Origin of the sequence: Cyanobium sp. ATX 6A2 (assembly GCF_024346355.1) — a bacterium.
Taxonomy (GTDB): domain Bacteria; phylum Cyanobacteriota; class Cyanobacteriia; order PCC-6307; family Cyanobiaceae; genus NIES-981.
In genome coordinates, this window is the sequence record NZ_JAGQCU010000003.1 from 158,327 (window position 1) to 183,599 (window position 25,273).

Consider the following 25,273-nt stretch of genomic DNA (forward strand, 5'->3'; position numbering starts at 1 on the left):
GGCGGCCAGGCTATGGAGCAGCAGGGTTGAAGCGGGCTATGGGCAAACGACGGCGACCGCTGATCGGGGTGATGGGGGCCGGCGAGGGGGCCAGCCCCAGGGATCTGTCGCTGGCGGAGGAGCTGGGCCGGGCCATCGCCCGGCAGGGCTGGGGCCTGCTCAGCGGCGGGCGGCCCTGCGGGGTGATGGCGGCGGCCAGCCGCGGCGCCATGGCCGTGGACGGCCACCTGGTGGTGGGCCTGCTGCCGGATGACGGCGCCGGCGGCCGACGGGAGGAGACCGCGGCGGAGCTCGACGTGGCCCTGTTCACCGGCATGGGCCAGGCCCGCAACGTGATCAACGTGCTCAGCAGCGACGTGGTGGTGGTGTGCGGCGCGGGCGGTGCCGGCACCGCGTCGGAGGCGGCCCACGCGCTCAAGGCCGGTCGGCCGCTGCTGCTGCTGGCGACCGCGCAGCCCTGGATCGAGCTGTTCTCCTACCTCGATGCGGGCGTGTTGGTGTGCGCCACGGTGGAGGAGGCCATCGCCGCCATCGCCAACCGGCTGACCGGCGCGGCGGAGCCAGAGGCCGCCGCGGCATCCGGCGCTGCCAGCTCAGTGGGCCGAGAGGGCGGGCGCCTGCCCGTGGCCCTGGTGCAGCTGCAGGCCGGCGAGGACGCCGCCGCCAACCGCCGCCACGCCGAAGCCTGGCTGGAGCGGGCCCTGCAGCCCCGCCCGGGCCTCCCGGCGCCGCGGCTGCTGATGCTGCCGGAGATCTGGAACGCCCCCTACGCGGCAGAGCGGTTCACGGACTTCGCCGAGCCCATTCCCGAACCCGGCAGCTCCCTGCTCGATGGGCCCTCAGCATCGCTTTCGATGGTGGCGCGGCTGGCGCGGCGCCACGGCGTGGCGGTGATCGCCGGTTCGATCCCCGAGCGCGGCGCCGATGGACGGCTCTACAACACCGGCACCGTGATCGACGCGCAGGGGCGGCTGCTGGCGAAGCACCGCAAGCTGCACCTCTTCGATGTGGACGTACCAGGCGGCATCCGCTTCCGCGAATCCGACAGCCTCAGCCCCGGCCAGCGGCTCACGGTGCTGCCGGGGGAGGGCGACCCGCTGGCCACGGGTCTCGCCGAACCGCCGAGCCTGGGCCTGCTGATCTGCTACGACATCCGCTTCCCGGAGCTGGCCCTGCTGATGCGACAACGCCACGGCTGCGCGCTGCTGGCCTGTCCCGCGGCCTTCAACACCACCACCGGCCCGCGCCACTGGCACCTGCTGATGCGTGCCCGTGCGGTGGATAGCCAGTGCTTCCTGCTGGCCTGCTCCAGCGCCCGCCCGCTCGGTGGCGAGGGCTATCCGAGCTACGGCCATTCGCTGGTGGTGGACCCCTGGGGCACGGTGATCGCCGAAGCCGGCATCGGCGAGCAGGTGCTGCATGCCGAGCTGGATCTTGAGCAGGTGGCCCTGGCCCGCCAGGCGATCCCCACCGGCTCCCAGCGCCGCCGCGATCTCTACCGCCTGGAGCCCGCGTGATGGCCGGCACAGCCCTGACCGGTACGGTCCTGGTCTGGTCCCTGCTGCTGCTGAGCGCCGCGGCGGCCCTGGGGCTGTCGATCCTGCTGGGGGGCCTGGCCTGGGTGTTTGCGCGGGCGCCAAGGCTGGCGGCGCTGCCCGAGCCGGATGAGCAGGCCCAGCCACCGGAGGGCTCACTCACGGTCGTGGTGCCCGCCTACAACGAGGCCGCCAACATCGGCCCCTGCCTCAGCAGCCTGCTGGCGAGCGCGGCGCCCTGCTCCCACTGGCGGGTGCTGCTGGTGGACGACGGCTCCAGTGACGACACGGTGACGATCGGGCGCCAGGCGTCGGCACAAGCGCTGAACGAGGCGGACGCTTCGGCGGAGCGCTTCGCGGTGCTGGATGCCGGCCCGCGGCCGGCGGGGGAGCGCTGGGTGGGCAAGACCTGGCCCTGCACGCGGGTGATGGAGGAGGTGGACAGTGACTGGGTGCTGTTCGTGGATGCCGATGTGCGCCTGCAGCCCACGGCCCTGCGCCGCGCCCTCGGCCAGGCGGTGGCCGAGCAGGCCGATCTGCTCAGCCTGGCGCCAAGGCTGAGCTGCGGCTGCCTGGCCGAGTGGATGGTGCAGCCGATCATGGTGAGCCTTCTGGGGCTGGGCTTTCCAATCGAGGCGGCCAACGATCCGGCCAGTGCGGTGGCCTTCGCGGCCGGGCCGTTCATGCTGTTCAGGCGTTCGGCCTACGAGGCCATCGGCGGCCACCGCGCCCTGGCGGGGGAGGTGGTGGAGGATCTGGCCCTGGCGCGGCGGATCAAGGACACGGGCCACCGCCTGCGCTACCTGCTGGGCCTGGATGCGGCCGAGCTGCGCATGTACGCCAACTTCCCCGCCCTGTGGGAGGGCTGGACCAAGAACTGGCTGCTGGGCCTGGGCGGCAATGTGCCCGCTGCCCTGGGCGCCGCCGCCGTGGTGCCGCTGATGTTCAGCGGCCCCTGGCTGCTGGCTCCGGCAGCGGCGATCGCGGCGCTGGCGCTGCCCGCTGAGCGGATGCTGCTGCTGGCGGCCCTGGCGCTGACGGTGCTGTGCATCGGCCTGCAACTGGCCCTGCGGCTGTGGATGCGATGGCAGTTCGCCCTGCCCCTGCGTCACTGGTGGCTGATGGGAGCCGGCGGCCTGGTGGTGGCGGGCATCGGCCCCACCTCGGTGTGGCGCACGCTCACCGGCCGGGGGTGGACCTGGAAGGGCCGGCCCCTGGGCTGAGGCCTGGGGGGCCCAGGTCTGTCAGGTGAGCCGGTGCCAACAGCGACAGGCAGCCTCCGCTGGTCCTCCATAGGGTCTGGGAGACCCCAGGCCGGTGAAGGCCCATGGAACGGTTCTTCCTGGAGCTCGAACCGCCCGCCGAAGCGATGCGGCAGTGGCCCCATGTGGTGATCGTGGGTGGTGGTTTCGCAGGCCTCAAGGCCTGCCATGCCTTTGCCCGCCAGTCGGTGCGGGTGACCCTGATCGACAAGCGCAACTTCAACCTGTTCCAGCCGCTGCTGTATCAGGTGGCCTCGGGGCTGGTGTCGGAGGCCGACGTGGCCTCCCCCCTGCGCCAGATGGTGGGCCATGCCCCCAACGTGCAGATATTGCTGGGAGAGGTGACGGACATCGACCCCGAGGCCCGGGAGGTGGTGTTCAACAACCAGCGCTACGGCTATGACCAGCTGATCCTGGCCAGCGGTTCAGGCAGCACCTACTTCGGGCGGGAGGAGTGGCGGCCGTTGGCGCCGCCGATGAAGATCCTCGAGCACGCCGATGAGATCCGCCGGCGGCTGCTGATGGCCCTGGAGGAGGCCGAGCAGACCCCCGATCCCCAGCGCCGCCGCTTCCTGCAGACCGTGGTGGTGGTGGGTGCCGGGCCGGCCGGCTGCGAGCTGGCGGGGTCGCTGATCGAGCTGATGCACCGGGCGGTGCAGCACGAGTTCAAGCAGCTGAGCCAGCACGACTGCTCGGTGATCCTGGTGGATGTGGTGGATCGGGTGCTGCCCACCATGGCCGAACCGCTGGGGGCCGCCGCCGCGCGCTACCTGGAGGCCGCCGGCGTGGAGCTGCGCCTGGGGGCGAAGGTGGAGGCGATCGCCCCAGGCCGGGTGCGGCTGGGCGGAGCAACCGGCGAGCAGGAGCTGGAGGCCGCCACGATCTGCTGGACCGCGGGGGTGCGCGCCTCCCGCCTCGGCCGGCTGCTGGCCGAGCGCAGCGGCTGTCCGGTGGACCGCGGCGGCCGGCTGGTGGTGGAGCCGGATTTCTCGATTCCCGGCCATCCGGAAATCCGCGCCGTGGGCGATCTCTGCGCCTACGCCCATACGCCCGATGCGCGGCCCCTGCCTGGCATGGCCGGCCCCGCGGTGCAGATGGGCGGCTGGGTGGCGCGCGACATCCTCGCCCGCCTGCAGGGCAACACGAGCACGCCCTTCCGCTGGCTGGATCTGGGCAGCATGGCGGTGATCGGCCCCTGGTATGCCGTGGCCGATCTGCGTGGCTGGCATGTGACGGGGTTGCCGGGCTGGATCTTCTGGGCCCTGGCCCACCTGGCCTTCATTCCCGACACCGAGAACCGCATCGCCCTGTTCAGCAAGTGGATGTGGCAGATCGCCACGCGCCAGCGCACCGCCCTGCTGATCACCGGCCGCCCCGACCAGCACATCGGCGTGGATGTGGGGTTGTATCGAGCGCCTCGGGATGAGGAATGGCCGGGTGGGGATGGCCAGGACGATGCATCCCAGATTCAGGCAGTGGCCTGAACCGCAACGGCGGTGCGACTGACCGCCCCTCGCCCTAGAGATCGTGGTGTGACGCGCGGTGTGCAGCGGCCGTGGACCGGATGGCCGCCAGCTCCTCAGGCGGAATTTTCTCCAGTTGCTTCATCACCAGGGCCATGCGCGGATTGCGCCCCAGCTGCTCACGGTGCCGGGCCAGGAAGTCCCAGTAGAGGGCGTTGAAGGGGCAGGCGTCAGGGCCGCTGCGCTGTTTCACGTTGTAGCGGCAGCCCTTGCAGTAGCTGCTCATGCGGTTGATGTAGTTGCCGCTGGCGGCGTAGGGCTTGCTGGCCAGCAGGCCACCATCGGCGAAGAGGCCCATGCCGATCACGTTGGTCTGCATCACCCAGTCGTAGCCATCGATGAACAGGCGCGAAAACCAGGCGGTGAAGGCCTGGGGATCCAGGCCGGCGATCAGGCCGTAGTTGGCCAGCACCATCAGCCGCTGGATGTGGTGGGAATAGCCGCTGGCCTCCAGCTCCCCCAGCACTGTGTCCATGCAGGCCATGCCGCTGCCCCCCAGCCGCTCCAGCCAGTCCGGCAGCGGCTGAGCGGCGCCGAAGTGGTTGCGGGCCGGGTAGTCGGGCCCGAACCACCAGTAGAGGCCGTGGGTGTACTCCCGCCAGCCGAGGATCTGGCGGATCACCCCCTCCAGCCCCGCCAGCGGACTGCCGCGCTCCCGCCCCGCCGCCTCGAGCCGCCGGATCACCTCCAGCGGGTGCAGCAGCCCCAGGTTCAGGTAGGGCGAGAGCAGCGCATGCCAGAGGGTGGGCTCGCCGCCCACCATGGCGTCCTGATAGGGCCCGAAGCCATCCAGGCGGGTGGCGATGAAATGCTCCAGCACCGCCAGGGCCTGAGCGCGGGTCACGCCCCAGCGGAAGCGGCGGCCATCGCCGGGCAGCCGCGGGCCGCCACCAGCCTCCAGCTGCGCCGCCAAGTCCTCCACCTTGGCGATCACGTCCGCGGTGATGGCGTCGGGCTCGAACCACAGCGGCTCAGGCCCCTTGAGCCCCTTGGGCGGTGGCTTGCGGTTGGCCTGGTCGTAGTTCCACTTCCCGCCCAGGGGCTGGCCATCGGGGTCCATCAGCACCCCGAAGCGCCGGCGGCCCTCCCGGTAGAACAGCTCCATACGCAGCTGTTTGTAGGGGCGCGCCCAAGCGGCGAAGTCGTCCCGGCTCCAGAGAAAGGCATTGGAGGGGTGCCACACCAACCGCGGGGCCCCGGCGCCCATCGCCTCCACCGCCGCCACGATCGCCGCGCGGAAGGGCCGCTCCGCCGGCTCCATCAGGCGCAGTTCCGTGATGCCGTGCTCGGCGGTCCAGGCCGCCAGCCCGGCGCGAAAGCTCTCCGCCTGCCGGTGGTCCACCGTCCAGCCGGCCGCCGCAAGCTCGGCGGCGAAGTGGCGCATGGCGCTCCACACGAGCACCAGCTTCTGGCGGTGGCAGCGCCGCCGGCGCAGCACCGAAGCGCTCTCCAGCAGCAGCACCCGGGCCGAGCCGGGCGGCTGTGCAGCGAGTGCCGCCTGGCTGGCCGAGAGCTGGTCGCCCAGCACCCAGAGGCCCTTCACCACCTCAGCACCGCTCAGCGCTGGAAGCGGGGGTCGTTCTCCAGCCAGCGCTCGAACGCCGCCAGCCCCTCGATCAGTGCCCACACGCTGAGCCCAAAGGCCAGCACCCCACCGGCGGCCATCAACACCGCCAGCAGCACCGGGATCGCCGCCAGGGCCACCAGGGGCACCACCACCATCGCGCCCACGGCCGCCAGCCCCAGGATCGGCGCCACCAGCGCCGACGGTGGCCCATTGCGCAACGCCCCGTTGCGCAACCGCTCGATCGAGGCCATGGCGAGATCACCCAACACGATTTTCATTGTGGGACTGGACCGCCGCCGGTGCTGCCGGCAGGAGGGGCGGAAAACCGGTGGTGGTGGTGGCCGGGTTCAGGGCGCCGGCCGGCAACCTTCCCCCTGCAGCGCCACCAGCTGGGCCACCCGGCTGGCCTGCAGGGGGTTGAGGTTGTCGTCGCTCACCAGCAGCAGGCTGGGACGGCCGTCGGCCAGTGGCGGGCCGGGCGTCAGGCCCTCCCAGTTGTCGGGAGTGAGGCCGGCGGCGATCAGGTCCCACGCCGCCACTGGCTCCGCCGGCGGGTCGTCGGCGGAGCTCGCCAGGGGATAGACGGCCAGGCGGATGTGCCAGCGCAGCGGAGGCTCAAAGCGGCGCAGCAGGGCCAGCACCCGCCCGGAATCGAGCGCCAGCAGCTCGGTGAGCCCCCAGCCCGCTTCCTCCGGCAGCAGCAGCGATCCCTGGGGCTGGGCCTGGGGCGTGTCGCGGCGCGGATCCTGGCCAGGCTCCCAGCTCCAGCGCAGCAGCCGCACCTCACGGGGCGGATCCTGCAGCAGCGGTTTCTCAGCGGCCATCAACAGCGCCGGGGGGCCATCCCCCTGCGACAGCAGCGCCAGCGACTCCGGCCCGGCGTTGCTGGCCAGTCCTCGGCCCTGGCCCGGTTGCCAGTCGGCTGGCAGCTCCAGCGCCTGCTGCAGCAGGCCGCTGCGTTCATCGAAGCGCAGCAGCTGGGCCGGAAACTCAGGCAGGCGCCGCCCTTCGCTGGCCACCCACAGCTCCCCGGCCAGCCGCACCATCCCCTCGCCATCGATCACCGGCGGCAGTGGCTGCTCCAGACCACTGCGCAGCTCCAGCGTGCGCTCCAGCCGCAGGGGCGCCGCTCCCGTGAGGGCGGCGTTCAGGCCGCTCCAGATCGCCACCGATCCCAGGGGCAGATCGCTCAGCAACCAGAGCCGGTCGGTCCCGGGGGCGTGATGGGCGGCGGAAAAGCCACCGATCCGCTGGCCGTCCGGCGTCCGGCGGGGCAGCTCCAACTCCCGCACCACCTCCCAGCCGGCTGCAGGGGGGCAGGGCAACGGCAGGGATCCGGCAACGGCGCCCGCAGAACCGTGAACGGCTGCCGCCAGGGCGAGGGCCACGGCGAGGGCTGAGCGCATGGAACGGTCTGCCGATGAGCACGGGACGGTCCGTTCATCCCCCACCTGCATAGCGTGAGAAGAAGGGAGAAAGTGCCATGGACCAGATCACCCAGGAAGGGCTCCAGGTGGCCCAGGAGCTCGGCCAGCGCCACGGGTTCAGTGCCGGCGCCGTGGCCCACATGATGCAGGCGATGCTGCGCAGCCGCGGCGGCATGGCCCAGTTCAACCATCCCGAGTTCGGGGGCTCCGGCCAGTGGATGCCCGGCGGGATGCTGATGATCAGCGACATGTTCAACAACGCCCTCAAGGCCCGGGTCGACGGGCTCTGCCGTGACGTTTCGGCGGCCCTCGCCGGCCAGCCGATGGCGGCCCCAGGCGCCAGCCACAGCTTCCAGCAGCAGAGCGGCGGCGGTTTCCAGCAGCAGAGCGGCGGCGCTTCACCCTCCGGCTATCCGCCGATGCCGGCCATGGCGGCCATGGCGGCGCCGTCGTCGGCACCCTTGTTCGTGCCCGACCCCCGTGACACCTGGTGGCCGGCGGAGCTGGGGGCCCCCACCGCCACCGGCGAGCAGAACAACGTGCGCTATGCCCTCTTCCCCGATGCCGGCAGGCTGGCGGTGGACATCAACGGCCAGGTGAGCGTCTACGACACCGGCGGCCACCAGATCGCCGGCTTCTCCCAGCAACAGGGCGGCGGCGGCGTGGTGTTCTCCACCCCGTCAGGCCATGTGAGCCTGAGCAGCTTCTCGCCCAGCGGCGGCTTCGGCCAGCAACAGCAGAGCGGTGCCGGCGCTCAGCAGCAGAGCAGTGGCGGTGGCTCCCAGCAGCAGAGCAGCGCTGGCGGCCTGCACCAGCAGAGCAGCAGCAGTTTCGCCTCCCAGCAGGCCGCGGCGATGGCGCCCATGACCATGGCCCCGATGTCGATGGCGCCCATGGCCGGGATGCAGCCCATGGCGGCCATGCCGGCCATGCAGCAGCAGAGCTGGTGGCCGGCTGAGCTCGGTGAGCCCGCGTCCTGCGGCGCCCAGAACGATCTGCGCTACGCCACCTTCCCCGCCAGGGGCCGGCTGGCCGTGGAGCACAGCGGCCACTGCCGCGTGTTCGACGTGGGAAGCGAGACGATCAGCGGCCTGTCCCTGAACAGCGCCTCCGGCGAGCTGATGCTCTCCACCCCGAAGGGTGAGCGGCCGCTCGCCCAGTTCCCGGAGGTGGGTGTGGCAGCACAGCCCGCACCTGAACCACCCCCCGCGTCCGAGCCGACAGCCGCTTCTGCCACTCCTGCCGCCGCCCCTGCCGCCAGCGGTTCGGACGATCCCTATGCCGCCCTGGAGCGCCTTGGCGAACTCAAGGCCAAGGGAATCCTCACCGAGGAGGAATTCAGCCGCAAGAAGGCCGAACTGCTGGCACGGCTCTGACAGCTGGCCCCATGGATCACGCCAACCGACAGGCCCGCCGCGCCACGGCCGCGGCGTAGCCCCGGTCCACGGCCCCGTCCTGGGGGCTGATCTGCCCGTTGCGGCAGTCCACCACCAGGCGTTCGCGATGGCCCTGCTGATCGCTCAGCCGCAGCCGCAGTTGCCAGTGGTGCTTGGCGCTGCGGGTGATCTCATCGCCGCACACCGGACCCACACACAGGCCCGGCGCAGCCAGGGCAGGTGGGGAGGTGGCCGCCCCGCGCAGGGGGAGCGGTGTCAGCAGCAGGCCCAGCAGCAGGCCGAGCAGCAGCAGTGCGCGCAGCAGGGCCCTCAACTGGCCAGCTCGCTGAGCACGGGATCGGATTCGGGCGCATCGCCCCCCGAGCGATCGCTTTCAGACCGATCGCTCTGGGGATGGAAGTACTCCCACACCTGGCGGGCCAGGGCTGGGCCCATGCCGGGAGCGGCGGCGATCTGCTCCACCCCGGCGAGCTGGATGGCATCAATGGAGCGGAAGTGGGCCAGCAGGTCGCGCACCCGTTTGGGGCCGAGGCCGGGGATGTCGGACAGGCGGGAGCGCTTCATGCGCTCACCCCGCTGCTGGCGGTGGAAGCTCACGGCGAAACGGTGGGCCTCATCCCGCAGCCGACGGAGCAGCTGCACCCCCAGCTGCTCGGGCTCGCTCTCCAGGGGCTGGCCGGCACCGGGCACAAACACCTCCTCGCGCTGCTTGGCCAGGGAGCACACCACCAGGTCCTCCGCCAGATCCAGCTCCCTCAGGGCCTCCATCACCGCTGAGAGCTGCCCCTTGCCGCCGTCGATCATCACCACATCGGGCCAGTCGCCCATGCCATCGGTGTGCAGGCTGGTGGCGGCGTTGCGGCGCAGCTCAGCCAGGTCGGCCCCCTCCGCCTTGGCCTGGGCCCAGCGGCGGAAGCGGCGGCGCATAATCTCGGCCATGGCCATGAAGTCGTCGGAGTGGCCGGCGTGGATCGAGCTGCTGCGGATCCGGTATTTGCGGTAGTGCTGCTTGGCGGGCAGGCCATCGATGAACACCACCTGGGAGGCCACCGCGTCGCTGCCCTGGATGTGGCTGATGTCGTAGCCCTCGATCCGCCGCGGCGGAATCGTGAGGTCGAGCAGCTGGGCCAGGTCCTCGGTGGCCAGCAGGTTCTGTTCGCTGGCCCGCTGGGCGCGCTGCAGCTCGTAGCTGGCGTTGCGCACCACCAGCTCGATCAGCTCAGCCTTCTGCTGCCGCTGGGGCACCGCCAGCTTCACCCTGCGCCCGCGCTGCTCACTCAGCCAGTCCTCGATCAGCTGCTGCTGCGGCAGGGGGTGCTGCAGCAGCAGCTGGGGCGGGATCTCCACTCCCTCAACCTGGCTGTAGTGCTCCTCGATCACGCGCTGCAGGATCAGGCCCGGTGACTCCAGGCCATGCACAGCATCGGCCAGATAGCCCAGCCGCCCCACCAGCTTGCCGGCGCGCATCTGGAACAGTTGCACCGCCGCCACCCGATCGTCGGCGGCCAGGGCGATCACATCGCGGCTCACCGAGCTGTCGCCCACGCTCATCTTCTGGTCGGCGGTGAGCGTGTCGAGCCCCTGGATCTGGTCGCGCACCCGGGCGGCGCTCTCGAAATCCAGCCGCTCGGCATAGCGCTCCATCTGCTCACGCAGCAAGAGCAGCAGCTCTTCGTTGCGACCCTGGAAGACCATCGCCACCTGGCGCAGGGTGTGGTGGTAGTCGTCGGAACTGATCTTCTGCCGGCACACGCCCGGGCAGCGGCCGATGTCAAAGTTCAGGCAGGTGCGGTCGCGGTAGAGCGGCTGGGGGCGCTGGCGCAGGGGAAACACCCGCTTCACCAGGGCCAGGGTGCGGCGCAGCAGGCCCACATCCACGTAGGGGCCGTAGAAGCGATCCAGGGGGGAACGGAACCGACGGCGGCGGGTGATGAAGATGCGCGGATAGGGCTCGCTCCAGGTGATGCACAGGTAGGGGTATTTCTTGTCGTCCTTGAGCAGCACGTTGAAGTGTGGCTGGTTCTGCTTGATCAGGTTCGACTCCAGCGCCAGCGCCTCGGCTTCGCTGTCGGTGACGATGAATTCGATCTCGCACACCTGCCGCACCATCAGGCGGATGCGGGGGCTGTGGCCGTGGGCGTTACCGCTCTGGAAGTAGCTGCGCACGCGGTTGCGCAGCACCTTGGCCTTGCCGATGTAGAGGATGCGGTCCTCGCCGTCCCGCATCAGGTAACATCCCGGCTCCCCGGGCAGCTCCGCCAGCCGGCCCCGCAGACGTTCGGGCTCCTGGATCAGCGGGGGCCGGGGCACCGGCTTCAACCGCCGTACTGCCAGCCGGTGCTCGACAGCTCCAGAGCCTCCCCATCGCGGTTGAGCACGGCGCTCTTCACTTCGCCCACGAACACGGTGTGATCACCGTGGGCCACGTGGCCCACCAGCTCGCACTCCACGGCTCCGAGGGCGGCATCGAGCACCGGCAGACCGAGCTCACCCAGGCTGAAGGGGGCGGCGTCGAAACGGCCGCCGATGGCCTTCTGGGGCTTGAAGAACACGGCCGCCAGGTCCTTCTGGTCGGCGGCGAGCACATTCAGGGAGAACTTGCCGGTGCGCTGGATGATGCCGTTGCTGGTGCTGTCGGCCCGCACCGCCATCACCACCAGGGGCGGCTCGAAGGAGCCCTGAGTCACCCAGCTGGCCGTGAAGCCGTTCACCTCCTCGCCCTCGGCCACACCGCAGATGAACACCCCATGGGGGATCTTGCGCAGCAGCGTCTTCTTGGCGTCAGCGTTGAGGGCCATCGGGCGGGAGAGAAGGGCCCCAGGACTCTAGAAACCACCGGAAGACCCATAGGCTGCCCCCATGCGAGCCCTCTATCCCGGCAGCTTCGACCCCCTCACCCTCGGCCACCTCGACCTGATCGAGCGGGCCAGCAGCCTGTTCGAGGGGGTGGTGGTGGCTGTGCTGCGCAATCCGCTGAAAACGCCGGCCTTCAGCCTCGAGCAGCGGCTGCACCAGATCCGCCAGGCCACCGGCCACCTCCAGGGCGTGGAGGTGGGCAGCTTCGAGGGGCTCACCGTGAGCTTCGCCCAGCAGCAGCGCACCGAAGTGATCCTGCGCGGTCTGCGGGCTATGAGCGACTTCGAATACGAGCTGCAGATCGCCCACACCAACAAGAGCCTGGCCCCGGATGTGGAAACCTTGTTCCTGGCCACGGCCGTCCACCACAGCTTTCTCAGCAGTTCGGTGGTGAGGGAGGTGGCCCGCTTCGGTGGCGATGTCAGTCATCTGGTGCCCACCGGAGTGGCAGACGACCTCACCAGGCTCTTTAATCGGATGAATTCGAGCCAGAACCGCAATGGCTGAGGCCAGCATCACCGTTCTCGACCAGCTCGATCAGCTCGAGGAAGTCGTGCTGGAGGGCACCCGCGTTCCCTTCAGCGGCGGCCGGCTCGTGAACGAGCAGGACGCCATCGAGATGATGGATGCGGTGCGGGAGGCGCTGCCAAGCCAGATCAACCAGGCCGCCGATCTGCTCCGTCAGCGCGAGGAGTTCATTGCCCAGGCCCGCCGCCAGGCCGAGGAGATCGTGGCCAATGCCCAGCGGGAACGGGAGCAGCTGATCAGCAACTCCTCGGTGCGCCAGGATGCCGAGCGGCAGGTGGCCGAACTGCGGGAGCAGACCCGCCAGCAGTGCGAACAGCTGCTGCTCCAGGGCCGGCAGCAAGCCGCCCAGGCCGAGCAGGAGCACCAGACCCGCCTGGCCCAGATGGAGCAGCAGTTCGCCGCCCGGCGCCAGCAGCTCGAGCAGGAGATTGGCGAGCGCAACCGCCAGCTGGTGGAGCAGCACGAGCGCAGCCGCCAGCAGGCCATGACCGAACTGGAGCAGATCCGCCAGGAGGGACTGCGCCTGCAGCGCGACAGCCAGGCCGAGGCCGAGCGCCTGCACAACGACGCCCTGCAGTTCCGTCAGCAGACGCAGCAGCAGTGCGACCAGCTTGTGGCCCGCACCCGTCACGAGGCCGTGGAGATCAGCGAGGGCGCCAACCGCTACGCCGAGCAGGTGCTGGGTGAACTGGAGGGCCGCATCAAGGAGCTGGCCCAGGTGGTGATCGCCGGCCGCCGTGAGCTGGTGCGCTTCCAGGTGCCTGAAGTGGTGAGCGGCAACAGCTCCTCCCTGTCCGGCGACGCCAGCGGCGGCGATACCCTGATTCGGGCCGCCAATGGCAAGGGCAGCAAGGGCCCAGCCGCGCGCACCCCCGGCAGCCGCCGCCGCCGGATGGCGAACAGCCTGCGCCAGTTGGCGGGCTGACGCGGTATCAGCCTCCGCACAGGAGGCCTCTGCTCTAATCGGCTCAGTTCAGAGAGGGCAGAGGCTTGTACCGCTCTGCACCTGACGCAGCACCTGACCGATGACCGTATTCGGTTGGGCGCTGCCATTGCTGATGGCGGCCACGTAGCGGGCCCCATCTGACGTGAGCAGCACACCGCTGATCGCGCGCACACCACGCAGCGTGCCCGTCTTGGCGTAAAAGCGCCCCTGCAGCGCCGGATCGGTGAAGAGATTGCGCAGGGTGCCGCGCTGGCCGGACACCGCCATCGAGGCCAGATAGTTACGGGCGTAGGGGTGCTGATCCATGCGCAGCAGCAGGGCCGCGATGAAGTGGCTGGTGAGCCGGTTGGAGCGGTCCAGACCACTGCCATCAATGATGCGGATGCCCTGCAGCGGGAGGCCCTGGCTCATCAGCCAGGTGGTGGTGCGCTGCTGGGCCTGAGCCAGATCCCAGCTGCCGGCGGTCTGGCGCATCAGCACCTCGGCGGTGAAGTTGTGGCTCTCGCTGTTGGCCAGGCTGAGCAGGTTGTGCATCGGTGCCGAGGGCTGCTCGTAGAGCAGCACCGCGCCATCAGGCAGGGGTGAACGCGACGACACCAGCTGCAGTTGGGCCTGGCCACCCTGCTGGGTGATGGAGCGCTGCAGGAGCGTCTGCAAGCGGGCGGGCGGGTTCTGCACCGCATCCTGGATGGCGTTGCTGGTCACCGCCAGACGCGTGATCGGAGCGCCGTAGGCGTAGGCGCGGTCGGCAGGATTCCAGCCGCTGGGCCACCACACCTGGCTGGGTTCCTCGGCCAGCTCCAGCCGCACCACGCCGGTGGCGGTGCCGCTGGAGCCACCATTGCGCAGGGCCAGCTGGGCGAAGCGCTGCAGGTGCGGCAGGGCCAGATCCGGATCGCCTTCCCCGGTGAGCCGGAAGCGGCCATCGGGCAGTTGCCAGAGGCGGGTGGAGAGGCGGTGGTCGGGACCGAGCTGGTCGAGGGCGAAGGCGGTGGTGATCAGTTTCTGGTTGGAGGCCGGCACCCGGGGGGTGCGGCCGTTCACCTCCGCCAGCAGGCGACCGCTGGGGTCAGCCACGCTGATGCTCCAGGCGCCGGCCTCACCGCCCAGGGTGGCCTGGATGCGCTGCTGCAGTGCCGGGCAGCTCACCTGGCTCTGCAGCTGCGGCAGCCCCGAGGGCGGTGGGGGTGCCGGCAGTCGAGCCAGGGCCGGCGGGGTGACAGGGCCAGGAGCGGGAACGGCCGGGCGGGTCTGGGCCAGGGCTGCGGCCGGCTGCAGGGCCAGCAGCAGCGCCAGCCCACTGAAACCGGAGCTGGCGAAGCGCAGCCGGCGGGGGCCGGAGATGGCGAAAGGGAACGTCATCTCAGGCCCCATTGTTGAGTTGGATGCCGGTCACCGTGCCGGTGACGCGGAAGGTGTCGCCCTCGATCTCCACCGGGGCGCCCACCTTGATGCTCTGGTTGCCGAACACCACGCCCCCCTCACCGCGGCGCCCCTGGCCCTGGAGCACGAAGCGCGCATCAAGGTTGGGGAAGGCGCCGCTCGGGGCCGTGGCGGTGACCACACTGCCATCGGGTTGCAGGGCCACCAGCTGGCGCTCAAGCGGGATGATCTCTTCCACGCTGACGCTGCCGTGGGGCTGGTTGCGGATCACGATCGCCACCCGGCCCTCGCGACGGGAGGCCTCGATCAAGCCCTCCGGATCGGCCACCGGGATGCCGCGCACGTCCACCAGCACCGTCACGGGCACCAGGCCACCGGTGGCCTGGGCCACGGTGCTGGAGAGCTTGGGACTCCACACCACCCCGACAGCCGCCACCAGCACCGCGCCGATGGCCGCCACGTCCACCAGGCCGAAGCGCAGAGGAGACGGCTGGGAAGACTCCGAAGGCATGGGCGCGCACCGGCGGAGCCGGACAGAACGGTGGTGGCCGAAGTGTACGGAGGGCAGCCCGTTCCGACGAGGCCCAACCCTCAGCTGCGCAGTCCCTCGATGAACGTCTCCAGGGAGCGCAGGTTGGCCCCCACCCCCAGGCCGCCCTCACCGGCGAGGGCCTCAGCCTGGGCCTCGCCATCGGGCTTCTGCTCGAAGCGGGCCGCCAGCCGGAACCCGTCGGCGTCCTGGCGGTAGAGCTCCCACGCTCCGGGGTAGGCCCGGCACAGGGCGCTGCCCGCCAGAGGCTGCAGCCAGTAGGCCGCCTGCCACTCGGCCACGAATCCCCGCCGCCGTTCCCGGGCGACGCTGCCGATGCCCACAGCGGCATCCTCGAGGCGGCCGTTGAGCATCACCACCGGTCCGCGGTGGACGGCGCAGAGCTGCTCGAACTCCTCGTAGTCGGGCAGGGCCGGTGCCACGGCCAGCAGGAGATCGCTGGCGCCTTCTTGCTCGGTTTCGCCTTCCGTCCCGGTTTCGCCTTCGGTCCCGGTGGTGCCGTCTGCGGTGTCCGCACTGCGGCGCTTCTGGCCGCGGAAGTCGGTGATCACCGCCGCCAGATCGGGAGCATCGCGCTTGGCCAGGGCGCAGGCGCCGGCATCGGGAAACACCAGCCGGGTGGACTGGCCGGCCTCCAGCAGCGACTGGCAGAAACGCAGCGCCACCGGCAGCAGCCGCAGCCCCTCGAAGCGCCAATCGACGCTCCAGCGGCCACGCTCGCTGCTGGGCAGGGCCTCCAGCAGTGCCGCCAGGGCCTGGCTCTCGGCCTGGCGCAGATCCGCAGGAAGCATGGCTGGGCTTCGGGGCAGCCCGACCCTACGGGGCGGCGACCAGGCGCTGGCGGGCCCGCTCCAAGGCCGCCGGCAGCCCCTCCAGATCCGCCGCTGCCAGCCAGGGGCCAAACCCCAGCCGCAGCCCGCTGGCCGCCTCCACCTCCCCAAACCCCAGGGCCCGCAGCACCGGGCTGGCGGCCGAGCCGCTGCTGCTGCAGGCTGAGCCGCTGCTGGCGGCATAGCCCTCCCGCCACAGGGCCCGCACCAGCGGGCGGCCTTGCAGAGGCACCCCGTCAGGGGTGGACACCAGCAGGCTGAGGTGGTGGGGCAGGCGAGCCGAGGGGGTGAGGCGGGGGTCGGGACCGCTCAACCGCAGACCGCTCAGCGGCAGCAGTCGCTCCAGGGCGGCGTCCCTCAGGGCTGCCAGCGGATCGCTTCCACCATGGCGCTGCAGCCGCTCGCCGGCCAGCTCCAGGGCCCGGGCAAGCCCGGCCGCCAAAGCCACAGGTTCGGTGCCGCTGCGCCGGCCACCCTCCTGGCCGCCGCCGGCGATCTGGGGCACCAGCGCCACCCCGGAGCGCACCAGAAGGGCGCCGACGCCTCGCGGCCCCTGCAGCTTGTGGGCCGCCAGGCTGAGCAGATCCACGGACAGGGCCTGGAAATTGAGGGGCCGGTGGCCCACCACCTGCACCGCATCCACGTGCAGCAGCACGCCGGCGCAACGGCAGCGGGCGGCGATGGCCTCCAGGGGCTGCAGGCTGCCCACCTCGCTCTGTCCCCAGATCAGCGACACCAGCCGGGTGGGGGGCTCCAGCCAGCGCTCCAGGGCCTGGAGATCCAGCAGGCCCTCCCGGTTCACCGGCAGCCGCTGCAGCTGCCAGCCCTGGCGCTGCAGCGCGGCGGCGGCCGCCTCGGTGGCGGGGTGTTCCACCGCTGAGATCAGCAGCCGGCCGGGCGGCAGGGCGGCGCCTGCCCCCAGCAGGGCGAGATGGATGGCCTCGCTGCCACCGGAGGTGAACACCAGCTCCTCGGGCCAGCAGCCGAGCAGGGCGGCGCAGCGCCAGCGGGCGCGCTCCAGGGCCTCCGCCGCCGCCAGGCCGTAGCCATGCAGGCTGGAGGGATTGGCCCAGGCCTCCGCCTGCACCGCCGCCATGGCCACCAGCACCTCCTCAGCCGGGGGCGAGCTGGCGCAGGCGTCCAGGTACACTCCCGCGGCGGCTGGGGTCGGGACGGCCGTCATTCCAGCGGCCGGCCCATCTCCCGCTCGAAGCGGGCCTTGGTGCGCGCCTCCAGGGACCTGGTGGCGAGCGCCACCAGGTCGTCGAGGGAGCTGCTGCTGAGCAGGGCCTCCACCCGCGAGCGCGCCTCCGCCGAGGGGCAGGCTTCGGGGCGGATGCAGCCATTGACGCAGGCGGTGGCGCAGTCGATCGGCGGCACCTCGGCTGCAGGGACTGCGGCGGTGGCAGTGGCAGTCGCAGTGGCAGTGGGAAGCTCCGCAGAGCTCGTGCTGACGCACGCGGCGGCCGCACGGTCATCTCCAAAAGGGTCATCACCCCACAGGGCCGGAGTCACCACGGCGTCGAACACCGCCTCGGCCGGACCGGTCATGAACAGATGGTCGCTGGCCTGGTCCCAGTCGATCCACAGGGGACCTCCGGGCAGGTCGAGCCGGGCGCTTCGCTCCACCAGGCCGAGGCGGTGGCACACCACCAGGGTGGCGCAGGCACCAGTGCCGCAGGCCAGGGTGGGGCCGGCACCCCGTTCCCACACCCGCATCACCAGATGATCGGGGGCCAGGGCCTGCACGAAGTGCACGTTGGTGCGGGCCGGGAAGGCGGGATGCACCTCCAGGGCCGCCCCCAGCCGTTCCAGATCCACCGCCGCCACCTGGTCCACGGGGATGACCACGTGGGGATTGCCCATCCCGGCCGCGCCCACCGCCAGCATCTGGCCATCCACCTCCAGCTGGCCCTGGGGAATGCCGGCCTCTCCCCTCGCCAGGGTGGTGGGCACGGCCTCAGGGGCCAGGAACGGCGCTCCCATGTCCACCCGCACCGTGCCGTCCTCCTGCAGCTCAGGCACGATCCGGCCCGCCAGGGTCTCCACCTGCCACCGGCGCCCGGCCGCATCGCCGTCGCTGTCGGCCAGGAAGCGGGCCAGGCAGCGGATGCCGTTGCCGCACATCTCCGGCTCGCTGCCATCGGCATTGAAGATGCGCATGCGCAGCTCTCCGTCGGCCTGGGGGGGCAGCGCCAGGATCAGGCCATCGGCCCCCACCCCGAAGCGGCGATCACAGATGCGGCGGATGCGCTCGGGGGTCAGGCCCAGGCTGTCGTCGGCGCCGGCCGATCCGCGGCCGTCGACCATCAGGAAATCATTTCCCAGACCCTGGTATTTGCTGAACTGGAGCACGATTGAGTCACGGCAACCGGGCTGAAATCCTATGCAGAGCTTTTTCGAAGCACGCACGCCCAACCGCGGCGCCAGCCTCGACACCGACCAACCCAGCACCCGGCACATCCAGACCCTGATCCGCCGCAAGGCCGCCGTGCTGCTGGAGATGGATGCCGGCCGGCAGCTGGAGGGGGTGATCCGCTGGCAGGATCTGCACTTCCTGGCCCTCGATCCCGGTGGTGACCAACAGCTCACCCTGGTGAACCGCCAGGCCGTGGTTCTGCTGCGGGAACAGGCCTGAAGCGGCCTGTGGCACCATCGCTGATCTCAGCACCGGGCCTGTCGTGAGCGAGAGCAGCCGCTACCAACCCCAGGCCATCGAGCGGCAGTGGCAGGAGCGCTGGAACGACGCCCGGCTGCACCACACTCCCGATCCCGGCGAGGCCTCCTACATGGCCCTCTCGATGTTCCCCTATCCCTCGGGGAACCTGCACATGGGCCATGTGCGCAACTATGTGATCACCGACGTGATCGCCCGGGTGGCGCGCATGCGCGGCCACCAGGTGCTTCACCCGATGGGCTGGGACGCCTTCGGGCTGCCGGCGGAGAACGCGGCGATCGAGCGTGGTGTGGACCCCGGCGACTGGACGGATCAGAACATCGCCTCCATGCGCAGCCAGCTGCAGCGCCTGGGGCTCTCGATCGACTGGGACCGGGAGATCACCACCTGCCACACCGACTACTACCGCTGGACCCAGTGGTTGTTTCTGCAGTTCCTGGAAGCCGGTCTGGCCTACCAGAAGGAGGCCACCGTGAACTGGGACCCGATCGACCAGACGGTGCTGGCCAATGAACAGGTGGATAGCGAGGGGCGCTCCTGGCGCTCAGGCGCCGTGGTGGAGAAGCGCCAGCTGCGCCAGTGGTTCCTGAAGATCACGGCCTACGCCGACCAGCTGCTCGATGACCTCGACGGCCTGACGGGCTGGCCGGAGCGGGTGCGCACCATGCAGGCCAACTGGATCGGCCGCAGCCGCGGCGCCGAGATCAGCTTTGCGCTGGTGGATGCCGCCGGCCACGACAGCGGCGAGCAGATCAGCGTGTTCACCACCCGGCCAGACACCCTGCACGGGGTGAGCTACGTGGTGCTGGCCCCCGAGCATCAGCTGGTGGAGCGGCTCACCACGCCGGATCAGGCCCTGGCGGTGGCGGCATTCCGGGATCTGGTGAGCGGCCAGAGTGAGCAGGAACGCACCGCCGAGGACAAGCCCAAGCGCGGCATTCCCATCGGTGCCCAGGTGCGCAATCCCGCCAATGGCCAGCTGGTGCCGGTGTGGATCGCCGACTACGTGCTGGCCGAGTACGGCACCGGCGCGGTAATGGGGGTTCCCGCCCACGACCAGCGCGACTTCCTGTTCGCCCGCCAGTACGAGCTGCCGGTGCAGCAGGTGGTGATCCCCGCAGGCAGCGACGAGCACGCCTTCGAGGGCGGGGCCTGGTGCGCTGACGGCATCCTCATCCACTCCGGCCGCTTCGATGGGCTGTCCAGCGCCTCGGCCAGGGACGCGATCGTGGTGGCGGCCGAACAGGAGGGCTGGGGGCGGGGCCGCACCACCTACCGACTTCGCGACTGGCTGATCTCCCGCCAGCGCTACTGGGGCTGCCCGATCCCGGTGATCCACTGCGAAAGCTGCGGCGTGGTGCCGGTGCCGGCCGACCAGCTGCCGGTGGAGCTGCCACGGAACGTGCCCCTCGAGGGCCGGGGCGGCTCCCCCCTGGCCCAGCTCGAAAGCTGGGTCACCGTGCCCTGTCCCTGCTGCGGCAAGCCCGCCCGGCGCGAGACCGACACCATGGACACGTTCATGTGCTCCAGCTGGTATTACCTGCGCTACAGCGACGCCCACAACGACACCCTGCCCTTCAGCCGTGCGGCGGTGGATCGCTGGCTGCCGGTGGATCAGTACGTGGGTGGAATCGAGCACGCGATCCTGCACCTGCTCTACGCCCGTTTCTTCACCAAGGTGCTGCGCGACCGCGGGCTGCTCGGTTTCTCCGAACCCTTCTCCCGCCTGCTCACCCAGGGGATGGTGCAGGGGATCACCTACCGCAACCCCCACACCGGCCGCCACATCGCCCCCGCCGATGTGGCCGACCCCAGTGATCCCCGCGACCCCGAGAGCGGTGAGCGGCTCGACACCTTCTACGAAAAGATGTCGAAGTCGAAGCACAACGGCGTGGATCCGGCCGTGGTGATCGACCGCTATGGCGCCGACACGGCGCGCATGTTCATCCTGTTCAAGGCGCCACCGGAAAAAGACCTGGAGTGGGACGACGCCGATGTGGAAGGCCAGTACCGCTTTCTGCAGCGGCTCTGGCGCCTGGTGGACGGCGCCCTTCAGCGGGGGCTGAGCCTCGCTGCCCAATCCGGTGGGGTGGCCTCTGATCGCCTGACTCCGACCTCCGCGGCAGACCGTGATCTGCGCCGGGCGGTGCACAGCGCGATCGTGGCGGTGAGCGACGACCTGCAGGGCGAGTTTCAGTTCAACACCGCGGTGGCAGAGCTGATGAAACTCAGCAATGCCATGGGCGAGCACCTGGCCAGTGCCTCCGATGCGCTGGCCCTCGAGGCTCTGCGCAGCCTGCTGCTGCTGCTCGCCCCCTTCGCCCCCCACATGGCCGAGGAACTCTGGAGCCGCCTGGACGCCGCCGGCAGCATTCATCGGCAGCACTGGCCGCAGGCCGACCCCGCCGCCCTGGTGCGCGACACCATCCCCCTGGTGATTCAGGTGAAGGGCAAGGTGCGCGGCAACCTGGAGGTGCCGGCCGATGCCGACCGGGCCACCCTCGAGCAGCTAGCCCTGAACAGCGACATCGCCGCCAAATGGCTGGAGGGCCGCCCCCCCAGCCGGGTGATCGTGGTGCCGGGCAAGCTGGTCAACCTCGTGCCCTGACTCCAGCGGCACGCCGCCGCCTGCCATGGTCTCGCTTTCCCAGGTCTCTCCACACCAGGACGCCCAGCCACCCGATCCGCCGGTGCGCTTCACCGCCCTGCGCGGGCCGGCGCTGCTGGCCCAGCCGGCACTCAACAAGGACACCGCCTTCAGCCCCGACGAGCGCCACGCTCTGGAACTCGACGGCCTGCTGCCCGCCGCGGTGGAGACCATCGAACAGCAGGTGCGGCGGGTGTGGGACGGCTTCCAGCGTCTTGGCGATCCCCTGGCCCGCTTCCTCTACGTGAGCGGCCTGCGGCAGCGCAATCTCACCCTGTTTCACCACTTCCTGCAGCAGCACATCGACGCCGTGCTGCCGGTGGTGTACACCCCCACCGTGGGGGCGGTGATCGAGGCCTTCAGCCACACCGATCTGCCCGGCGCTCAGGGCCTCTACCTCACCCCTGAGCTGCTGCCGCAGCTTCCCGGGCTGTTGCGCCGCGCAGCCCCCGACGGGGTGGATCTGCTGCTGGTGACCGACTCGGAGGGGATCCTGGGCATCGGCGACCAGGGCATCGGCGGCATCCACATCTGCCAGGGCAAGCTGGCCGTGTACACCCTCTGCGCCGGCCTCAATCCCGAGCGGGTGCTGGCCGTGACCCTCGATGTGGGCACCGATCGCCCCAGCCTGCTCAGCGATCCCCTCTACCCCGGCCTGCGCCAGCGGCGGCTGCGGGGCCAGGCCTACGACGCGGTGCTGGACAGCTTCGTGGCCGCCGTGGACGCCGTGTTCCCGGGGGCATTCCTGCACTGGGAGGATTTCGGCAGCCCCCAGGCCCGGCAGGTGCTGGACCGTTACCGCCAGCGCCTGCCCAGCTTCAACGACGACATCCAGGGCACCAGCGTGGTGGCCGCAGCGGCTGTGCTCGCCGCCTGCCGGGGGCAGGGGGTACGGCTGGAGGACCAGCGCCTCGTGATCTTCGGGGCGGGCACCGCCGGCTGCGGGATTGCCAAGCGGTTGCTGCGGCTGCTGCAGGCCCGGGGGCTGAGCCTCGAGGAGGCCCGCTCCCGGATCTGGGCCATCGACCGCCAGGGGCTGCTGCTGGAGAACCAGGAGGCCATCCCTCCGGTGGCCCGCCCCTACGCCCGGCCCGCCGGCGACGCTGCCGGCTTCGACACCGACGCCGAGGGCCGCATCGACCTGCTGGAGGTGGTGCGGCGGGTGCGACCCACCGTGCTGATCGGCACCTCGGCGGTGGCCGGGGCCTTCAACCAAGAGGTGGTGGAAACCATGACGGCGGGGCTGGGGGAGGAGCGCACCAGTGGCGGCCGACGGCCGGTGATCCTGCCCCTCTCCAACCCCACGGTCCTGGCCGAGGCCACTCCGGCGGATCTGATCGCCTGGAGCGGCGGCCAGGCCCTGGTGGCCAGCGGCAGTCCTTTTGCGCCGGTGCGGCATCAGGGGCGGGAGCGGCCGATCGGGCAGTGCAACAACTGCTTTGTGTTCCCGGGGCTGGGTTTTGCCTGCGTGGCCATAGGCGCCACCACGGTGAGTGAGGCGATGATCGATGCCGCCCTGGCGGCCCTGGTGGAGCAGATCCCCGCCAGCCGGGATCCCGAGCGGCCCTTGATGCCGCCCATGGCCCACAGTCAGGCGGTGGGGGCAGCGGTGGCCGAAGCGGTGGCCCTGGCGGCGGTGCAGGAGGGCGTGGCCCGGTTGGCCACCACAGCCGAAGAGGCCCGGGCCTGTCTGCAGCGGGCCCGCTGGCACCCCAGCTACCGGTCCATCCATCCCATCATGGGTGCAGCAACGGCAACACCATGAAGGCCAGCTGGAACAACGGCGTGATCGCCAGCAGCGACGACATCGTGACCGTGGAGGGCAACGCCTACTTCCCGGCCGAGTCGCTCAGTGCCGATTGCTTCCGCCCCTCCGACCACCGCAGCGTCTGCGGCTGGAAGGGGGAAGCCCACTACTACGACGTCGTGGTGGACGGCCGGGTGAACGCCAATGCCGCCTGGTTCTACCCCGATCCCAAGCCAGCGGCGGCCGAGATCAAAGGCCGCGTGGCCTTCTGGAAGGGCGTCACCGTCAACTGAGCCGGATGGCCCGGCGCATGGCGAGGCCAACGGCGAGGCGGATGTCCCGCCTTGGCATGGCGGTAGAGGGGCACCAGAGTTCCTCAATCTGACCCCGCGCCAATGCCACGCCTGCTCCTGGAGCTGCGCCGGCGGCTGGCCCAGCGCCTGCGTGGCTGGGCGACCGCCGTGGCGCCTCCCTCCAGTCCACGAACCCCACCGCCGCCTCGCCAGGATCCTGGCGAGGCCGCCTCTGCCCCCCCGATGCTTGCGCCCCTGGCCGCCTGCCCTGCCACCCGGGAGCCGCTGTCGGTGGAACAGGCGGTACTGGAGCGCAGCCTCAGCGTGCTGCGCCGCGAGGCGGGCGACGCCCTGGCCGCCCTCGGATCGGCCCACGCCCTGGTGAGCTCGGCCCGCTTCAGCCAGTTGCAGGAGGTGCGCCAGCGGGTGGCCGACGGCCAGTTGCCCCAGGAAGCACTGCAGGCCATGGCGGCCGACTACCAGGGCTGGCAGAGCGACCAGGTACGCCTCTTCGATGCCCTGGCGCTGGTGCTGCGCATGCGCATTCCCAAGGGCATGGCCCTCGAGCAGGTGGGGGAGGACCTGGAGGAACAGGCCCGCCACCACCTCACCAGCCTGGCGGTGGAATACCAGCGAGGCCTGCTGGCCCAGCAGTTCCGACCCTCCCAGAGGTCCGGCGGCGATCGCCCTGACGGCGCCGACTGAGGCCGCCCTCAGGCCGCCCCGGCTGTCGCCGGGTCGGGGCTGGGCGAACCCAGCGGCTCGGCAGCAACCCAGGGAATCAGCAGAGCGAGCAGCGCCGCCATGAAGCACCACACCGATGTGAAGGCTTGGGTGGCGACGATCCAGCTCAGCACCACCGTCACGAGCAGGGCCAGGGCATACCAGGCAAGCCGGCGCCAGCCGCACAGCAGCAGCGGCGCCAGCACCACCAGGGCGTAGCTGCTCACCCCCAGCTCATGGGACAGCAGACCATCACCCAGCAGACGGGCCTGGTAGTTGATCGAGCCACCGGCGATGGCCGGCAGCACCCGGCTGGAATCCAGCAGCAGGGGGAGCCAGAGCCAGAGTCCCATCAGTACCCCGAGGGCGCAGCAGAAGCGCAGCAGCGGCAGCAGCTGGGGGCGCCGGGTCTGGGCCGCCCGCAGTGCGCACCAGGGCATCCAGGCGGGCCAGAAGCCATGGGCGAAGAACAGAAAGCCCACAGCGGCAGGATGGGCGAAGGCCTGTGGTGGCGGGGCATCCAGTCCAAGCCACACCAGCCCCTCCAGGGCCTGCTGCAGCGCAAACAGCCAGGGGCACAGGGCCAGGGGCAGCAGGTCGGGCCTTTGCCGGGCCTGGCACACCCTCAGCGCCCAGGCGCCGGCAGGAACCAGGGATCCCGCCGCGATGAAACTGGCCTCACTGGAAAAACACATGGCATGACCATCGCGGCAGGATCTCCATCACCAGGCTGGCAGAGCCCCGCGGCGGGCCCGGCGCGTAGCTTGGCCCTCTGAACGTCATCGCCTCAGCCCATGCGTGCCGTGCCGCTGCACCTCGATGCCGGGAGCGACGTGCTGCGCAGCCTGGCGGAGCTGGCCGCAGCCCAGCAGGCCGCGGGCTTCGTGCTCAGTGTGGTGGGCAACCTCTCCCAGGCCGCTTTCCAGTGTCCGGGGCAGAGCGCTCCCACCCTGGTGCGGGGGGAGCTGGAAATCATCACCCTGCAGGGCACGATCGCGCCGGCGGGCGTGCATCTGCACCTCAGCCTCTCCGATGGCAACTGTGAGGTGTGGGGAGGCCATCTGGAGCCGGGCACCCTGGTGCTCAAGGGCGCCGACGTGCTGGTGGGACTGCTCGAGGGAGCCGACCCGGCGGGCCAGGCGCCCACCCCCACCAGCCAGCGGCAGCAGGAGCCACGTGTGCAGATCGTGGTGGCCCGCGGCTGTCCCTACAGCGCCCGGGCCCTGCGCATGCTGCGCACCCTGGCCATTCCCCACAGCGTTGAGCACACCGACCGGGGGCCGGTGCCCCAGGTGTTCATCGACGGGATGAAGATCGGCGGCTATGACGCCCTGGCTGATCTGCACGGACGGGGGGAGCTCGAACCCCTCCGCCAGCGCTGA

Annotated in this window: 24 protein-coding genes; 12 read left to right on the forward strand and 12 right to left on the reverse strand. The window is 70.9% G+C overall.

The genetic code is table 11. The features are described 5' to 3' along the window. The first annotated feature begins 38 nt into the window (after positions 1-38). From KBY96_RS04715 to KBY96_RS04725, 3 genes are all read left to right on the forward strand, one after another. Positions 39-1,517: a nitrilase-related carbon-nitrogen hydrolase gene (locus tag KBY96_RS04715; protein WP_254978063.1), complete on the forward strand. Its 1,479-nt coding sequence runs from the start codon at positions 39-41 to the stop codon at positions 1,515-1,517. Beyond that, positions 1,517-2,758 carry a glycosyltransferase family 2 protein gene (locus KBY96_RS04720; protein WP_254978064.1) on the forward strand — a complete coding sequence of 414 codons (1,242 nt, stop codon included), beginning with the start codon at positions 1,517-1,519 and terminating at the stop codon, positions 2,756-2,758. The genes KBY96_RS04715 and KBY96_RS04720 overlap by 1 nt, the downstream gene beginning before the upstream one ends. Positions 2,759-2,862: 104 nt before the next feature. Beyond that, a complete protein-coding gene (locus KBY96_RS04725) occupies positions 2,863-4,281 on the forward strand; it encodes an NAD(P)/FAD-dependent oxidoreductase (protein ID WP_254978065.1) in 1,419 nt (472 codons plus the stop codon). Positions 4,282-4,315: 34 nt separating this feature from the next. On the opposite strand, the gene KBY96_RS04730 is transcribed toward KBY96_RS04725, so the two are convergent. The 3 genes from KBY96_RS04730 to KBY96_RS04740 all read right to left on the reverse strand — a co-directional run bounded on the left by KBY96_RS04730 (position 4,316) and on the right by KBY96_RS04740 (position 7,293). Beyond that, a complete protein-coding gene (locus KBY96_RS04730; RefSeq protein WP_254978066.1) occupies positions 4,316-5,866 on the reverse strand; it encodes a cryptochrome/photolyase family protein in 1,551 nt (516 codons plus the stop codon). Positions 5,867-5,877: 11 nt separating this feature from the next. After that, the gene (locus KBY96_RS04735; RefSeq protein ID WP_254978067.1) at positions 5,878-6,153 is read right to left on the reverse strand and encodes a glypican; all 276 of its coding nucleotides are present in this window, start codon (positions 6,151-6,153) and stop codon (positions 5,878-5,880) included. A gap of 81 nt (positions 6,154-6,234) precedes the next feature. After that, a complete protein-coding gene (locus tag KBY96_RS04740; RefSeq protein WP_254978068.1) occupies positions 6,235-7,293 on the reverse strand; it encodes an esterase-like activity of phytase family protein in 1,059 nt (352 codons plus the stop codon). A 77-nt stretch (positions 7,294-7,370) separates the two neighbouring features. Between KBY96_RS04740 and KBY96_RS04745 the strand changes: the two genes are divergently transcribed. Then, complete coding sequence (locus KBY96_RS04745; RefSeq protein WP_254978069.1) at positions 7,371-8,690, forward strand: SHOCT domain-containing protein; 1,320 nt, start codon at positions 7,371-7,373, stop codon at positions 8,688-8,690. Between the two features lie 16 nt (positions 8,691-8,706). Here KBY96_RS04745 and KBY96_RS04750 read toward each other — a convergent pair whose 3' ends face one another. Genes KBY96_RS04750 through KBY96_RS04760 form a run of 3 tightly spaced genes read right to left on the reverse strand, consistent with a single transcriptional unit; the run spans position 8,707 to position 11,509 of the window. Then, the gene (locus KBY96_RS04750) at positions 8,707-8,982 is read right to left on the reverse strand and encodes a hypothetical protein (protein ID WP_254978158.1); all 276 of its coding nucleotides are present in this window, start codon (positions 8,980-8,982) and stop codon (positions 8,707-8,709) included. A gap of 38 nt (positions 8,983-9,020) precedes the next feature. Next, positions 9,021-11,030: an excinuclease ABC subunit UvrC gene (uvrC, locus tag KBY96_RS04755; RefSeq protein WP_396122249.1), complete on the reverse strand. Its 2,010-nt coding sequence runs from the start codon at positions 11,028-11,030 to the stop codon at positions 9,021-9,023. Continuing rightward, positions 11,027-11,509, reverse strand: a complete 483-nt coding sequence (locus KBY96_RS04760; RefSeq protein ID WP_254978071.1) for a flavin reductase family protein — start codon at positions 11,507-11,509, stop codon at positions 11,027-11,029. Before KBY96_RS04760 ends, uvrC begins: the two co-directional genes overlap by 4 nt. A gap of 61 nt (positions 11,510-11,570) precedes the next feature. Between KBY96_RS04760 and coaD the strand changes: the two genes are divergently transcribed. Further along, complete coding sequence (gene coaD, locus KBY96_RS04765) at positions 11,571-12,074, forward strand: pantetheine-phosphate adenylyltransferase (protein WP_254978072.1); 504 nt, start codon at positions 11,571-11,573, stop codon at positions 12,072-12,074. Further along, positions 12,067-13,020: a hypothetical protein gene (locus KBY96_RS04770; RefSeq protein ID WP_254978073.1), complete on the forward strand. Its 954-nt coding sequence runs from the start codon at positions 12,067-12,069 to the stop codon at positions 13,018-13,020. Before coaD ends, KBY96_RS04770 begins: the two co-directional genes overlap by 8 nt. Positions 13,021-13,068: 48 nt before the next feature. Here KBY96_RS04770 and KBY96_RS04775 read toward each other — a convergent pair whose 3' ends face one another. The 5 genes from KBY96_RS04775 to dapF form a co-directional block, all read right to left on the reverse strand. Next, positions 13,069-14,403, reverse strand: a complete 1,335-nt coding sequence (locus KBY96_RS04775; RefSeq protein ID WP_254978074.1) for a D-alanyl-D-alanine carboxypeptidase/D-alanyl-D-alanine-endopeptidase — start codon at positions 14,401-14,403, stop codon at positions 13,069-13,071. Between the two features lies 1 nt (position 14,404). After that, a complete protein-coding gene (locus KBY96_RS04780; RefSeq protein ID WP_254978075.1) occupies positions 14,405-14,935 on the reverse strand; it encodes a DUF4330 domain-containing protein in 531 nt (176 codons plus the stop codon). Positions 14,936-15,015: 80 nt separating this feature from the next. After that, entirely contained in the window at positions 15,016-15,765 is a 750-nt protein-coding gene (locus KBY96_RS04785; RefSeq protein WP_254978076.1) for a DUF1995 family protein, read from the reverse strand. A gap of 25 nt (positions 15,766-15,790) precedes the next feature. After that, positions 15,791-16,987 (reverse strand): cysteine desulfurase family protein, encoded by a 1,197-nt coding sequence (locus KBY96_RS04790; protein WP_254978077.1) that lies wholly within the window; start codon positions 16,985-16,987, stop codon positions 15,791-15,793. Further along, the gene (gene dapF, locus KBY96_RS04795; protein ID WP_254978078.1) at positions 16,984-18,159 is read right to left on the reverse strand and encodes a diaminopimelate epimerase; all 1,176 of its coding nucleotides are present in this window, start codon (positions 18,157-18,159) and stop codon (positions 16,984-16,986) included. The genes KBY96_RS04790 and dapF overlap by 4 nt, the downstream gene beginning before the upstream one ends. Positions 18,160-18,190: 31 nt before the next feature. Between dapF and KBY96_RS04800 the strand changes: the two genes are divergently transcribed. The 5 genes from KBY96_RS04800 (at position 18,191) to KBY96_RS04820 (ending at position 23,873) form a co-directional block, all read left to right on the forward strand. Further along, entirely contained in the window at positions 18,191-18,442 is a 252-nt protein-coding gene (locus KBY96_RS04800) for an Hfq-related RNA-binding protein (RefSeq protein WP_254978079.1), read from the forward strand. A gap of 16 nt (positions 18,443-18,458) precedes the next feature. Next, positions 18,459-21,089 (forward strand): leucine--tRNA ligase, encoded by a 2,631-nt coding sequence (gene leuS, locus KBY96_RS04805; RefSeq protein ID WP_396122261.1) that lies wholly within the window; start codon positions 18,459-18,461, stop codon positions 21,087-21,089. 25 nt (positions 21,090-21,114) lie between these two features. Further along, positions 21,115-22,893 carry an oxaloacetate-decarboxylating malate dehydrogenase gene (gene maeA, locus KBY96_RS04810; RefSeq protein ID WP_254978081.1) on the forward strand — a complete coding sequence of 593 codons (1,779 nt, stop codon included), beginning with the start codon at positions 21,115-21,117 and terminating at the stop codon, positions 22,891-22,893. Then, the gene (locus KBY96_RS04815) at positions 22,890-23,168 is read left to right on the forward strand and encodes a DUF427 domain-containing protein (protein ID WP_254978082.1); all 279 of its coding nucleotides are present in this window, start codon (positions 22,890-22,892) and stop codon (positions 23,166-23,168) included. Before maeA ends, KBY96_RS04815 begins: the two co-directional genes overlap by 4 nt. Positions 23,169-23,270: 102 nt before the next feature. Continuing rightward, positions 23,271-23,873 (forward strand): hypothetical protein, encoded by a 603-nt coding sequence (locus KBY96_RS04820; RefSeq protein WP_254978083.1) that lies wholly within the window; start codon positions 23,271-23,273, stop codon positions 23,871-23,873. A gap of 8 nt (positions 23,874-23,881) precedes the next feature. Here KBY96_RS04820 and KBY96_RS04825 read toward each other — a convergent pair whose 3' ends face one another. Beyond that, complete coding sequence (locus KBY96_RS04825; protein ID WP_254978084.1) at positions 23,882-24,586, reverse strand: DUF6629 family protein; 705 nt, start codon at positions 24,584-24,586, stop codon at positions 23,882-23,884. Positions 24,587-24,685: 99 nt separating this feature from the next. Between KBY96_RS04825 and KBY96_RS04830 the strand changes: the two genes are divergently transcribed. Continuing rightward, positions 24,686-25,273 carry a PCC domain-containing protein gene (locus tag KBY96_RS04830; RefSeq protein ID WP_254978085.1) on the forward strand — a complete coding sequence of 196 codons (588 nt, stop codon included), beginning with the start codon at positions 24,686-24,688 and terminating at the stop codon, positions 25,271-25,273.

Coding starts and splice junctions, on each gene's coding strand:
- KBY96_RS04715 (WP_254978063.1), top strand. CDS start 39: ATGGGCAAACGACGGCGACCGCTGATCGGGGTGATGGGGGCCGGCGAG.
- KBY96_RS04720 (WP_254978064.1), top strand. CDS start 1,517: ATGGCCGGCACAGCCCTGACCGGTACGGTCCTGGTCTGGTCCCTGCTG.
- KBY96_RS04725 (WP_254978065.1), top strand. CDS start 2,863: ATGGAACGGTTCTTCCTGGAGCTCGAACCGCCCGCCGAAGCGATGCGG.
- KBY96_RS04740 (WP_254978068.1), bottom strand. CDS start 7,293: ATGCGCTCAGCCCTCGCCGTGGCCCTCGCCCTGGCGGCAGCCGTTCAC.
- KBY96_RS04745 (WP_254978069.1), top strand. CDS start 7,371: ATGGACCAGATCACCCAGGAAGGGCTCCAGGTGGCCCAGGAGCTCGGC.
- KBY96_RS04760 (WP_254978071.1), bottom strand. CDS start 11,509: ATGGCCCTCAACGCTGACGCCAAGAAGACGCTGCTGCGCAAGATCCCC.
- coaD (WP_254978072.1), top strand. CDS start 11,571: ATGCGAGCCCTCTATCCCGGCAGCTTCGACCCCCTCACCCTCGGCCAC.
- KBY96_RS04770 (WP_254978073.1), top strand. CDS start 12,067: ATGGCTGAGGCCAGCATCACCGTTCTCGACCAGCTCGATCAGCTCGAG.
- KBY96_RS04775 (WP_254978074.1), bottom strand. CDS start 14,403: ATGACGTTCCCTTTCGCCATCTCCGGCCCCCGCCGGCTGCGCTTCGCC.
- KBY96_RS04780 (WP_254978075.1), bottom strand. CDS start 14,935: ATGCCTTCGGAGTCTTCCCAGCCGTCTCCTCTGCGCTTCGGCCTGGTG.
- KBY96_RS04785 (WP_254978076.1), bottom strand. CDS start 15,765: ATGCTTCCTGCGGATCTGCGCCAGGCCGAGAGCCAGGCCCTGGCGGCA.
- KBY96_RS04790 (WP_254978077.1), bottom strand. CDS start 16,987: ATGACGGCCGTCCCGACCCCAGCCGCCGCGGGAGTGTACCTGGACGCC.
- KBY96_RS04800 (WP_254978079.1), top strand. CDS start 18,191: ATGCAGAGCTTTTTCGAAGCACGCACGCCCAACCGCGGCGCCAGCCTC.
- maeA (WP_254978081.1), top strand. CDS start 21,115: ATGGTCTCGCTTTCCCAGGTCTCTCCACACCAGGACGCCCAGCCACCC.
- KBY96_RS04815 (WP_254978082.1), top strand. CDS start 22,890: ATGAAGGCCAGCTGGAACAACGGCGTGATCGCCAGCAGCGACGACATC.
- KBY96_RS04820 (WP_254978083.1), top strand. CDS start 23,271: ATGCCACGCCTGCTCCTGGAGCTGCGCCGGCGGCTGGCCCAGCGCCTG.
- KBY96_RS04825 (WP_254978084.1), bottom strand. CDS start 24,586: ATGTGTTTTTCCAGTGAGGCCAGTTTCATCGCGGCGGGATCCCTGGTT.
- KBY96_RS04830 (WP_254978085.1), top strand. CDS start 24,686: ATGCGTGCCGTGCCGCTGCACCTCGATGCCGGGAGCGACGTGCTGCGC.